The following is an 11,644-nucleotide window of genomic DNA, read 5'->3' on the forward strand; positions in this document are numbered from 1 at the left end:
AATCCACCTTCGCCCCCTTGCCGCAGCCCCCTGCGCCGCCTACATCGGGGTGGACGGGTTCTGCCCTGTTCGTGAACGTTACATTCCAGTGGCCTTAAGCAAATCCGAGGGAGCTGGCTCTGTCCGAGCCCTGGTTCGGTTACCTGGCGCCCACCTGTACATACAGGTCCTCGGGAATATAAAACAGCAGCGGCAGGCGCGGTTCCCGTCACTTTTCCCAAGATAATGATGTGGTTGATGGCCCCTCGGGGCCACTTTCCCTTGCTTAAAAGGCCTCGGGACGCGCTTCGCGTGCCATATGGTCAAGCACGGCGTTGACGAAGCTCGGCTCGCGCCCTTCGGGGAAGAACGAATGCGCCACGTCGACGTATTCTTTGATTACCACACGCGGCGGCGTATCGTCATGCCGGAGCTCGGCACCCGCGGCGCGGAACAGCGCGCGCAGCGTCGGGTCGATGCGGGCAATGGCCCATTTCGCCACAATAGCCCGGTTGGCCATCTGGTCGATCGGCGCTTGATAGTTTACCGCATCTTCAAGCACGCGAGAGAAGTGATCGACGTCCCCCTCCTGCATCTCGTCGCCCTCATAGACGGCACCAAAACGGTGGTCGATGAACTCGTGACGCACGACATCGACGGTCTGCGCGGAATGCTCCATCTGGAACAGCGCCTGCACGGCATAGAGCCGCGAGGCCGACTTCATCTTACGTTTCTGATTGCCCGAAAGCGCGTTGCTGGTCATGCGAGGTTTGATCCATCCGTGTCGCCGGCCATCAAAGTGTCCTGCCCGAATGGCTTGAACCCGATGCCCTTGCTCTGGCGGCCCCATTTACGAGCGAGCGCGATAAGATGCAAGGCCGCAGCCGCCGCGCCACCGCCTTTGTTTTGCCCCGCAGGGTCGGCGCGGACCTCGGCCTGTTTTTTGTTCTCAACCGTCAGGATGCCGTTGCCGATGCAAAGCCCTTGCAGCCCAAGCATTTGCAAGGCGCGGCTGCTGTCGTTGCAGACGGTTTCGTAATGCGTCGTCTCGCCACGGATCACACAACCAAGCGCGACATAGCCGTCGAAATTGCTGCCCCGGTCGGAAATGCCGATGGCGGTGGGAATCTCCAACGCGCCGGGCATCTCGATGACCTCATAGGTGGCACCCGCCGCCTCAAGCTCGGCCTTGGCGCCGGTCAGCATGCCGTTCGCGATGTCCGAGTAGTAGGGCGAGACGACGATCAGCAGCTTCACCGGTTCGTCGAAGCTGGGGCGCGGCAGGATGGTGTGTTCTTCGGCGGAAGCCATGGCGATTACTCCGTGGTGATGGGCCGGGTGCCCACGATTTCCAGCGCATAGGCATCAAGACCCAGATAGCGCGTGTCGGGATTGTCGGTCAGCAGGACAAGCTCATGCAGGCCCATCGACGACAGGATCTGCGCACCCAGCCCGGTGCGTTTGATGGTGCGCGGACGCTCGTCGTCTTCGGCATCCAGCCGCAGGCGCGGATAGGGATCGCGGAACAGCACAACAGCGCCGCGGCCCTCGTCAGCGATGATCTGCATCGCGCGGGGCAGCTCATCCGCCGGGCTGGGGCCAAGGCCGAGGATATCTTCCAGCGCGTTGATCGCATGAGTCCGGATCAGCACCGGCTCAGGGGTCGAGATATCGCCCTTGGTCAGCACCACATGGTCGGTCCCGGTGATCTGATCGGAAAATACCCGCATCTGCCAGTCGCCGCCATAGGCCGAGGTCACGGTGCGGCTGTCACGTTCCACCAGCAGGTTGTCGTGTTTGTGGCGATAGGTGATCAGATCGCTGATTGTGCCGATTTTCAGCCCGTGCTCGGCGGCGAATTCCACCAAATCGGGCAGCCGCGCCATTTCGCCGTCGTCTTTCATGATCTCGCAGATCACGCCCGAAGGGTGCAGCCCGGCAAGACGCGAAATATCCACCGCCGCTTCGGTATGCCCTGCCCGTACAAGCACGCCACCATCACGGGCGCGCAGTGGGAAGACATGGCCCGGAGTCGCGATATCAGCCGAGCCTGCTTGCTCCGAGATCGCCACCGCCACGGTCAGCGCGCGGTCGGCGGCGGAAATACCCGTGCTGACCCCCTCACGCGCTTCGATACTGACGGTGAATGCCGTCTCATGCCGCGAGGAGTTGTTCACCGCCATCATCGGCAGGCCGAGGTGATCAACCCGCGCCGAGGTCATCGGCAGGCAGATCAGCCCGCGCCCGTGGGTCGCCATGAAATTGATCGCCGCGGCATCGGCAAACTGCGCCGGGATCACCAGATCGCCTTCGTTCTCGCGGTCCTCATGGTCCACCAGAATGAACATACGGCCTTGGCGCGCGTCTTCGATGATGTCCTCGATCGGCGAGATCGCATCGCTCAGCCCTGTCTCGACCGGTCCGGGTTTGTCAAATTGCATCGGCTGCTTTCCATCTATCTGTTGCCCGGCTCTTAGCCTGACCCGCGCCGCTTGGCCAGAGCGCGCCCCGAAGGGCGCGGCGTCACATCTCGTTCAGGCGCGCCACGTAACGGGCCAGTGTGTCGATTTCGAGGTTCACCAGATCACCCACCTTGGCGTCGCCCCAAGTGGTGACTTCCTTGGTATGCGGAATAAAGTTGATGCCGAAATCGCAGCCGTCGACATCATTCACCGTCAGCGAGGTGCCGTTCAGCGCGACGGAGCCCTTGGGCGCGATGAACCGCGCCAGTTCCTTTGGCGCGCGCAGCGTCACGCGGGTGCTGTCGCCCTCGTCCTTCATCTCGATAATCTCGGCCACGCCATCGACATGGCCCGAGACGATATGCCCGCCCAGCTCATCGCCCACCTTCAGCGCGCGTTCAAGATTCACCCGTCGCCCTTCAGCCCAATGCTGGCCAAGGTTGGTCTTGGCCACCGTTTCGGCGCTGATCTGCACCTCGTACCAATCATCGCCCAGCCCCACGACCGTCAGGCAGACCCCGTCGCTGGCAATTGACGCACCCATGTCGATGCTGCCGGTGTCATAGCCGGTCTGAATGCGCGCGCGCAGATCGCCTTCCTGCTCCAGCTTGGTCACGGTGCCAACGTCTGTGATAATGCCGGTAAACATGGGGTAGGCTCCTTTGCAGTTTGGCGCAGTGGTAAACCCGCGCACCGCCACAGGCAAGAGCGGGTGACGCCACATTGTCGCCCCTATTATATGATGGTTAAGGGTAAACCACGCCGTTTTAGGACCTATATGATCGTGACCGCCGCCCCCACCCGCACCTTCCTGTTCCTGCAAGGCCCGCATGGGCCTTTCTTCAACAGTCTGGGCAAGATGCTGCGCCGGGCGGGCGCTGAGGTCTGGCGCGTGGGGTTCAACGCGGGCGATCGGGCCTTTTGGTTTCATCCGTCGACCTACATCCCCTATCGCGGCACGGTCGAGGACTGGCCGCAGACTTTTGCGACCCTGTTGGACGAAAAGCAGGTCACCGACATCGTGCTTTACGGCGACACACGCCCCATCCACGCCGAAGCGGTGGCCGAGGCCAAACGCCGGGGCATCACCGTGCATGTTTTCGAGGAAGGCTATATGCGGCCCTATTGGGTCACCTATGAGCGCGGCGGGTCGAACGGCAACTCGCGCCTGATGGAGATGACCATCCCACAGATGCAGGCCGCCCTCGCCCGCTCGGACATGGAAGCCCCCCTGCCCCCCGGCCATTGGGGCGACATGCGGCACCACATCTTCTATGGCGCACTTTACCACTGGTTCGTGATGTTCCGAAACGGCGATTACCGCAATTTCAAACCACATCGCAGCCTGCCGGTGACCAAGGAATTCCGCCTCTACCTCAAGCGCCTGCTGCTGATGCCGGTGCTGGCGGCTGACCGTCTTCTGGCGACGCTAAAAATACGGCTGGGCGGCTTTCCCTATCATCTGGCGCTGCTGCAACTGGAGCATGATTCCTCTTTCCAGATGCATTCGCCCTTCGACACGATGGCCGATTTCCTAGAGCTTGTGATCGAAGGCTTTGCCAAGGGCGCGCCGCAGCACCACCACCTCGTCATTAAGGCGCATCCGCTGGAGGATGGTCGCGTACCGGTGCGGCGCGATGTCAAACGGCTGGCCCGCACGTATGGGGTTTCCGACCGTGTGCATTTCGTGCGCGGCGGCAAGCTAGCGCAGCTTTTGAACGACACGCGCAGTGCTGTGACGGTGAACTCCACCGCCGGGCAACAGGTGCTTTGGCGCGGCATCCCCCTTAAGGTTTTTGGCCGGGCGGTCTATTCCCAGCCAGAGTTCGTATCAGAACAGCCCTTGCCGGAATTCTTTGCCGCGGCCAGCCGGCCCGACAACCGCGCCTATAAGGACTACCGCCGCTATCTCCTTGAAACTTCTCAGGTTCCGGGCGGGTTCTATGCTGCGCGGGGGCGGCGTCAGTTGTTGCGTCAAGTGGTCGATATGATGCTTGCGCCCGAAGATCCATATGACGCGCTGGAACAGGGCACCGCGGCCCCTCGGCAACAGTTGCGGGTCGTCACCTGACTTAACCCATTCCGCCCTGTAGATTTTTTCGGTAGGCTGCGCTAAGTTGCAAAGTAATACGCCAAAACAATTGGCGATTTCGAGGCAGATATTTCAGGTCGAGGAGACCGGGCAGTGAAATCCGTATCTTTCCGGTGGGCGCGTCCCGTCGCAGCACTGGCGGCAGTGGCCGTCATCTCATCTTGTGGTTTGCCGCAGGTCGGGCCGAACAAGCGGCAAATCTATGCAGGCTCCGTTCAACGCGAGGGCGATGCCTTTGTCGTCAGCGTGAACGACCGCGTCACCCGTGCCACCGCCGTGGCCCCCGCCCTTGGCTTTTCCGAAAGCTTTAAAAACGCAGGCCGGGTCGGCTCTGACACGATCCAACCGGGCGACATCCTCGGCATCACCGTTTACGAGAACGTGGACGATCCGCTTTTGGGCGTCGAAGGCGCGCCGGCCACCCTGCTCGAAGAAGTGCAGGTCGACGGCGCGGGCTTTATCTTTATTCCATACGCGGGCCGCATCCGCGCTGCGGGCAACACGCCCGAGGCCATCCGCCGCATCATCACCCAAAAATTGGGCGAACAGACCCCCGACCCGCAGGTCGAAGTGCGCCGCGCGGCAGGCGATGGCTCAACCGTGTCGCTGATTGGCTCCATCGGCGCGCAAGGCGTCTATCCCATTGAGCGCCCCACCCGCACGCTGGCCGCCATGTTGGCCCGCGCAGGCGGTGTGACCATCATTCCCGAAATTGCACAGGTCACCGTGATCCGCGGCGGGCAGCGGGGCAAAATCTGGTTCCAAGATCTTTATGATCACCCCGAACTCGACATCGCCCTGCGCCCCGGCGACCGTATCTTGGTTGAGGAAGACACACGTTCTTTCACCGCCCTTGGCGCCACCGGCGGTCAGGCCCGCGTGCCCTTTGAATCGCAGAACCTCTCGCTTTTGGAAGGCATCGCGCAGGTCGGCGGGCTGAGCCCGATCTCGGCTGATCCCACCGGCGTTTTCGTCTTCCGCAATGAGCCTGAAGAGGTCGCCGAGCAGGTGCTGGGCCGCAGTGATCTGACCGGCGCGCAGCGCTTGGTCTATGTGACCGATCTGACCAAACCCAACGGCATGTTCATGGCACGTGACTTCGTGATCCGCGACGGTGACACGATCTATGTGACCGAAGCGCCCTTTACCCAGTGGAGCAAGGTGATCTCGGCCATCACAGGCACGGCAGGGTCGGCGGACAGCATCACCTCACTCTCCGAATGATCCACCCCGGTGGCCTTTGAAGCTGACCCATACCCTGCCGCCGGTCCCGAAAGGAGCCGGCGGCTTTTCGTATATAACGGCGGATTTCTGACGCAGCGCCGTCTGCGGCGCATCCTGCACCTGTCGGGCCATTCCCTGCGCATCGGCCTACCCGGCCCCGGTGATGCCGTGGCGGTCTGGGGCAACTCCCCCACCGCGCATCGCGGACTGGCCGTGGCGGCAAAGCGCGGCGTGCCGGTGATCCGTGTGGAGGACGCATGGCTGCGCTCCCTCCACCCGGGCCGCGCCGGAGAACCGCCCTTGGGCCTGCTGATCGACAGCCGGGGCGCGCATTTCGACCCTGCCCAACCCTCCGACCTAGAAGAACTCCTGGCCCATCATCCGCTGGACAACACCGCCCTGCTAGACCGCGCGCGGGGCGGCATGGCGCAGATGGCCGAGGCGCATCTTACCAAATACGCGGGCTTTGACCTCGGCACCCCTGCCCCTGAACCGGGCTATGTGCTGGTGATCGACCAGACCCGCGGCGACGCCTCTGTCACCGCCTCGGGCGCAGATCGTGCGCGGTTTCTGGAAATGCTAGTCTTCGCGCAAGAGGAACACCCCGGCGCGCGGGTGATCATCAAAAGCCACCCCGAGACGGTGCGGGGCTATCGAGCGGGGCATTTCGGCCCCGAGGATACCAACGACCGCATCACCCTGCTGACCGATCCTGTCAGCCCTTGGACGCTGTTCGAAGGGGCGGTTGGCGTCTATACCGTTTCCTCGCAAATGGGGTTCGAGGCGATTTTCGCAGGCCACAAGCCGCGCGTTTTTGGCCAGCCTTTCTACGCCGGATGGGGTCTGACGGAGGATGAAATCCCCGTCCAACGCCGCCAGCGCCGCCTCACCCGCGCGCAGCTCTTTGCGGCGGCGATGATCCTCTATCCCACGTGGTACGACCCCTACCGCGACCGGCTCGGCAGTTTCGAGACCGCCCTTGCCGCGCTCGCAGCGCAGGCCCGGGCGTGGCGGGAGGATCACCTCGGTTGGGACGCATGGGGCATGCGCCTGTGGAAGCGCCGCCCGCTACAGCAATTCTTTGGCGCGTCAACGCCGCTTCGCTTTCGCAAAGGCGCGGCAGAGACGCCGCAGCCGCCCCGCCGCGCCATGGTCTGGGCCAGCAAGGCAGAGACCGCGCCCCAAGGTGCGTTGCGGGTCGAAGACGGGTTTCTGCGCTCACGCGGGCTGGGGGCCGAACTGGTCCAGCCCCTGTCGCTGGTCTGCGATGATCTGGGCATCTACTACGATCCCGAAGGGCCGAGCCGGTTGGAAAAATGGATCGAAAAGCGCGCTGACCTACGCCCTGACCAACATGCCCGCGCCTGCGCCCTGATTGAAACGCTCACCGGGGCGGGCCTGAGCAAATACAACCTCGGCGGGGCCGCGCCCGACCTGCCGCAGGGCCGCCGCATTCTGGTGCCGGGTCAGGTGGAGGATGACGCTTCGATCCTTACGGGCACAAGCGAGGTGCGCACCAACGCGGCTTTGCTTGCCGCCGCCCGCGCCGCCAACCCGGATGCGGTGATCCTCTATAAACCCCACCCCGATGTCGAAGCTGGGCTGCGCAAAGGTGCGACCGATGCAGGCGAAGCCGATCTTATCCTCCACCACGCCGACCCGATGGCCCTGCTGAGCCAAGTCGACGCGGTTTGGACCATGACCTCGCTCTTGGGGTTCGAAGCCCTCCTGCGGCGCGTGCCGGTCGTGACCTTGGGCGCGCCTTTCTACGCAGGCTGGGGGCTGACCGAAGACCGGGGCGATGTGCCACCCCGCCGCCGGGCGCAACCGACCTTGGAAGGGCTGGTCCATGCTGCCCTCATCGACTACCCGCGCTACCGCGATCCGCTAAGCGGCCTGCCCTGCCCCGTCGAAGTGGTGGTCGAACGGCTGGCCACGGGCCGCCTGCCCCGCGCCGGGCTGGGCAACCGGCTGCTGTCGAAACTTCAAGGCGTCTTTGCCAGTCAGAGCCACCTCTGGCGGCGGTAACGTTTAGTCGGCCGCGTTCCGGCGCCACACGTGCAGCAGGTCCGGCCCAATCTGCTGGCTCGATTGTAGGGCAAAGCGCGGCGCCTCGGCCAGCCGCGAAAGACCGAGCGCTCCGATCCCCGGCAGACCTTCAGCCCCGATTACCAGCCCGGCGGTGAAGCCCACCAGCCGGTCGACCAAATCCGCCTCAATCAAGGACGCGGCCAAGGCACTGCCGCCCTCGCAAAAGATACGGGTGAGCCCATGGCCCGCCAGTTGCCGCAACACATCATTGGGGTTCAATTGCGCCCCCCGCGCAGCGCAGGGCAGCAGCGTCGCCCCCAGATCGGCCCACGCTTTGACCAAAGCCGGATCGGCATCCGCCCCATGGCAGAGGATCAAGGGCACCTCTGCCGCCGTACGCGCCAATTGCCCCATCAACGGCAGGTCCAGCCTGCGGGAGACGACGACGCGGGCCGGTTGCTGGGCGACGCCAAGACCGCGCACCGTGAGGCTTGGGTCGTCCTTGCGCGCGGTGCCTGCCCCGACCATCACCGCGTCGTGCCGCGCGCGCATGGCATGGGTCAACCGCCGCGCCGGGGCATCGGTGATCCACTGGCTCTCGCCCGTGCCGGTGGCGATGCGCCCGTCAAAGGAATTGGCCAGTTTCAGCGTCAGCATCGGGCGGCCCAGATCGGTACGGCAGAAGAAACCGGCGTTATCCGCGCGGGCCGCGTCTTCGTGCAGACCGACCGAGACCTCGATCCCCGCCGCGCGCAACATCGCAATGCCGCGTCCGTTCACCCGCGCGTCGTCATCTTGGGTCGCGATTACCACGCGGGCCACCCCTGCGTCGATTAGCGCCTGTGCGCAGGGCGGTGTCTTGCCGTGATGGGAACAGGGCTCAAGCGTGACATAGACCGTCGCCCCCCGCGCCGCAGCGCCCGCCTGCGCCAGCGCCTGTGGCTCGGCATGAGGGCGCCCGCCGGGCTGGGTCCAACCGCGCCCAACGATGCGGGGGCCTTGGGTAATCACACAGCCGACCGCCGGATTGGGCCAGACATTGCCCTGCCCCCGCCGCCCCAAGGACAGCGCCAGCGCCATGAACCGCGCGTCGCTCACCCTCACGCCGATCACTCTTCCGGCAGGGCGTCGGGCCGCAGTTCCTGAACGAATTTATCGAAATCATCCGCGGCTTGGAAGTTCTTGTAAACAGAGGCGAAACGCACATAGGCCACGGTGTCGATCCGGGCCAGTGCCTCCATCACGATTTCGCCAATGTGTTTCGAGCTTATGTCGGTCTCGCCCATGCTTTCCAACCGCCGCACGATGCCAGAAATCATCTGATCGATACGCTCGGGATCGATGGGGCGTTTTTGCATGGAGATGCGGATCGAGCGTTCCAGCTTGTCGCGGTCGAAATCCTCGCGCTTACCGGAGGTTTTGATCACCACAAGATCGCGCAGTTGCACCCGTTCGTAAGTGGTAAAGCGGCCCCCGCAAGCCGGGCAGAACCGTCTGCGCCGGATCGAGACGTGATCCTCGGCTGGACGGCTGTCTTTCACTTGAGTGTCGATATTTCCGCAAAACGGGCAGCGCATGGGCCGTCCCCCTCTTCATCCTGCCTCACTTGTGGGGCGCGCGGCCCTCTTGTCAAAACTTATAGGGGAGCCGCAGGGTTTTGGGTAGAGAAGATTTCCACAGCTAGATGTTGCGTTCAAATATGTGTCATGGACCCAACGCCATGCCCCTGCGTTGGTCAGCGAAGGCTATAAACGGAGCATACCATGACCAAGACACTTTTCCTCACCGGTGCCTCCAGCGGGATCGGCGCGGCCACCGCGCGTGCCGCCACGAAAGCGGGCTGGAACATCGGCCTCTTTGCCCGCAGCGAAGACAAGCTGAACGCCCTCGCCGATGATATCGGTGAGCAGGCACTGGTGCTCGTGGGCGACGCCACCGATTACGACACGCAAAAACGGGCGCTCGACAAGCTGGCCGATCACTTTGGCGGGGTCGATGCAGCATTCGCAAATGCCGGACGTGGCACCAGCCCGGCGGGCACCGAAAAGGGCGATCCGCAGGATTGGAAGGCGATGGTCGACCTCAATATCATGGGCGCGCTTTATACCGCCCATGCCGCCATGCCGCATCTGCGCAAAACGACCGGGCAATATGTCGTCACCGGCTCTGCCGCAGGCCGGCGCCATATCCAAGGCTCGATTTATAGCGCCACCAAGTGGTTCATCCATGGTTTCGCGGGCAATCTGGCGGATGAGATGGCCGAATGGGGTGGCCGCTGCATGGTGGTGTCCCCCGGCATGGTCGATACGGCGTTTTTCGATGAGGCCAAGCCCGACAAGCTGCAACCTGAGGACGTGGCAAATGCCGTCATGCATGCGCTCGACGCGCCTGCACGGGCGGCGGTGCGTGAAATCCATCTGATGCCTACGGGCTGAGCCCTGTCCGGTCCGGCGTCAGTCGGGCCGGAAATGCGCCGCGATTTGGCGGTGATGGGGGGCGTTGCGGTGCTCGAACAGATAGATGCCCTGCCATGTTCCCAGCATCATCCGCCCCCGCGCCACGGGGATGCTGAGGCTGACGGGCAGAACCGAGGCTTTGATATGCGCAGGCATGTCATCCGGCCCTTCCAACAAATGCGTGAGATAGCCCATTTGCGGCGCATCCGCAGGCGGCACCAGCCGCGCGAAATAGGCCAGAAGGTCGCGCTGCACGTCTGGATCGGCGTTCTCTTGGATCAACAGCGAGGCAGAGGTGTGCCGCACAAGGAGCGTCAGCAGCCCATCCCCCTGCCCGGCAAGCCAGCGGGCGACATCATCGGTGAATTCGTAGAGCGCCTGCCCGCGCGTTTCGACGGTAACTACAGTCTGCATCTTAGCAGGCTCCCCAATTTTGCGCGTCGGCATCCCAGCATTGGCCCCCCGCCTGTTTCGCGTCGCTGAGCGCAAAGAGCCCCAGTTCCGCCGTGCCGCTGTCGCAGGTAAGCGCTGCGATCTCGCGGCCCTGCTCGGTCACTGTCACACCGCCATTGCTGGTCTGGTCGATCTTGTCGTATGCGCCGTAGACCTCATAGGAAAACGCGCCGTTGCGAAAGGTCGTGCTCTCCCAAATGGCGCGACCAATCCCCGGCCAAGGCTGATGCGCAACCTCCTTGATCGGTGCGCTTAGCCTCAGGTCAGGCGCGGTGTGAGGGCCAAAGCGGTAGGTTACGCGATCCCCGGTGATACAGACATCCAACTGCTTGGTGCCCCTGCCGGTCGTACAGCTCAAAACCGTGGTGCTGCCCGCGTCGCAAAGGGCAGCGGCTTGGCTGACGCCGAGGGCCAGAAACAGGCTGGCAAGAACGAGACGCATGAGATTGATCCACCGCAACATCCCACGCAGAATAGGCCCGAGGTGCCGCGCAGACAACGGTCTGGGTCGGATTTTGGCTTTAGAAATCTTCCAACTCAATCTGGTGGTCCAAACAGAACTGGCGCGCATGGTGGCTGGGCAGGTTCTCTCCCGCGCGACGCAGGGTGACGGAATAGGACTGCCGGATATCGCCGTTCACCCGCTCGGGATCGGTGGTGAAAACAACGCCGGTTCGGCCCACCCCGCTGAACGACGGCCCACGGGGCGTTTTGATGAAAAGCCGCTCGCTGCGCGGCAGGCCCAAAACATCCTGCGCAAATTGTGCAGCGGCGCACCAGACCTGACGCGCGCCTGCGCCGTGGTCTTCGATCACCTCAAAATCACGCGCGGTGAGGGGCACGACGACCAACCAATTCTCGGCCCGATAAGCCTGCGCGGCGGCTTGCAGCGGCAGCATCAAGCACAGAAGCGTAAGGAGCGTTTTGCGCATCATGGGATCCTCCTT

13 protein-coding genes and 1 other RNA gene are annotated in these 11,644 nt (G+C 63.6%); 5 read left to right on the forward strand and 9 right to left on the reverse strand.

Features of this window, described 5'->3' with window-relative positions; genetic code table 11:
- Positions 1-54: 54 nt before the first annotated feature.
- A non-coding RNA gene (gene ssrS / locus O4H31_RS12390) (6S RNA) lies at positions 55-209 on the forward strand.
- Between the two features lie 56 nt (positions 210-265).
- On the opposite strand, the gene nusB is transcribed toward ssrS, so the two are convergent.
- The 4 genes from nusB to O4H31_RS12410 form a co-directional block, all read right to left on the reverse strand.
- Positions 266-742: a transcription antitermination factor NusB gene (gene nusB / locus O4H31_RS12395; protein WP_120350678.1), complete on the reverse strand. Its 477-nt coding sequence runs from the start codon at positions 740-742 to the stop codon at positions 266-268.
- Positions 739-1,290 (reverse strand): 6,7-dimethyl-8-ribityllumazine synthase, encoded by a 552-nt coding sequence (locus tag O4H31_RS12400; RefSeq protein WP_269346181.1) that lies wholly within the window; start codon positions 1,288-1,290, stop codon positions 739-741. Before O4H31_RS12400 ends, nusB begins: the two co-directional genes overlap by 4 nt.
- Positions 1,291-1,295: 5 nt before the next feature.
- Entirely contained in the window at positions 1,296-2,420 is a 1,125-nt protein-coding gene (gene ribB / locus O4H31_RS12405) for a 3,4-dihydroxy-2-butanone-4-phosphate synthase (RefSeq protein ID WP_269346183.1), read from the reverse strand.
- An 82-nt stretch (positions 2,421-2,502) separates the two neighbouring features.
- Positions 2,503-3,090 (reverse strand): riboflavin synthase, encoded by a 588-nt coding sequence (locus O4H31_RS12410; RefSeq protein ID WP_269346185.1) that lies wholly within the window; start codon positions 3,088-3,090, stop codon positions 2,503-2,505.
- Positions 3,091-3,219: 129 nt separating this feature from the next.
- Between O4H31_RS12410 and O4H31_RS12415 the strand changes: the two genes are divergently transcribed.
- The 3 genes from O4H31_RS12415 to O4H31_RS12425 all read left to right on the forward strand — a co-directional run bounded on the left by O4H31_RS12415 (position 3,220) and on the right by O4H31_RS12425 (position 7,785).
- Complete coding sequence (locus tag O4H31_RS12415; RefSeq protein ID WP_269346187.1) at positions 3,220-4,512, forward strand: capsule biosynthesis protein; 1,293 nt, start codon at positions 3,220-3,222, stop codon at positions 4,510-4,512.
- 114 nt (positions 4,513-4,626) lie between these two features.
- Entirely contained in the window at positions 4,627-5,757 is a 1,131-nt protein-coding gene (locus O4H31_RS12420) for a polysaccharide biosynthesis/export family protein (protein WP_269346189.1), read from the forward strand.
- Between the two features lie 9 nt (positions 5,758-5,766).
- A complete protein-coding gene (locus O4H31_RS12425; protein WP_269346191.1) occupies positions 5,767-7,785 on the forward strand; it encodes a capsular polysaccharide biosynthesis protein in 2,019 nt (672 codons plus the stop codon).
- A gap of 3 nt (positions 7,786-7,788) precedes the next feature.
- On the opposite strand, the gene ribD is transcribed toward O4H31_RS12425, so the two are convergent.
- Both ribD and nrdR read right to left on the reverse strand, forming a co-directional pair.
- Positions 7,789-8,868 (reverse strand): bifunctional diaminohydroxyphosphoribosylaminopyrimidine deaminase/5-amino-6-(5-phosphoribosylamino)uracil reductase RibD, encoded by a 1,080-nt coding sequence (ribD, locus tag O4H31_RS12430; RefSeq protein ID WP_269346354.1) that lies wholly within the window; start codon positions 8,866-8,868, stop codon positions 7,789-7,791.
- Positions 8,869-8,897: 29 nt separating this feature from the next.
- Positions 8,898-9,365, reverse strand: a complete 468-nt coding sequence (nrdR, locus tag O4H31_RS12435) for a transcriptional regulator NrdR (protein WP_067264800.1) — start codon at positions 9,363-9,365, stop codon at positions 8,898-8,900.
- Positions 9,366-9,551: 186 nt separating this feature from the next.
- On the opposite strand from nrdR, the gene O4H31_RS12440 reads away from it, so the two are divergent.
- Complete coding sequence (locus tag O4H31_RS12440) at positions 9,552-10,223, forward strand: SDR family oxidoreductase (protein WP_269346196.1); 672 nt, start codon at positions 9,552-9,554, stop codon at positions 10,221-10,223.
- Positions 10,224-10,241: 18 nt separating this feature from the next.
- Here O4H31_RS12440 and O4H31_RS12445 read toward each other — a convergent pair whose 3' ends face one another.
- The 3 genes from O4H31_RS12445 to O4H31_RS12455 all read right to left on the reverse strand — a co-directional run bounded on the left by O4H31_RS12445 (position 10,242) and on the right by O4H31_RS12455 (position 11,632).
- Entirely contained in the window at positions 10,242-10,658 is a 417-nt protein-coding gene (locus O4H31_RS12445; protein ID WP_269346198.1) for a secondary thiamine-phosphate synthase enzyme YjbQ, read from the reverse strand.
- A gap of 1 nt (position 10,659) precedes the next feature.
- A complete protein-coding gene (locus tag O4H31_RS12450) occupies positions 10,660-11,139 on the reverse strand; it encodes a hypothetical protein (protein ID WP_269346200.1) in 480 nt (159 codons plus the stop codon).
- Positions 11,140-11,218: 79 nt separating this feature from the next.
- A complete protein-coding gene (locus O4H31_RS12455) occupies positions 11,219-11,632 on the reverse strand; it encodes a hypothetical protein (protein WP_269346202.1) in 414 nt (137 codons plus the stop codon).
- Positions 11,633-11,644: the final 12 nt, after the last annotated feature.

The organism is Sulfitobacter dubius (assembly GCF_027214245.1).
Taxonomy (GTDB): Bacteria; Pseudomonadota; Alphaproteobacteria; order Rhodobacterales; family Rhodobacteraceae; genus Sulfitobacter; species Sulfitobacter dubius_A.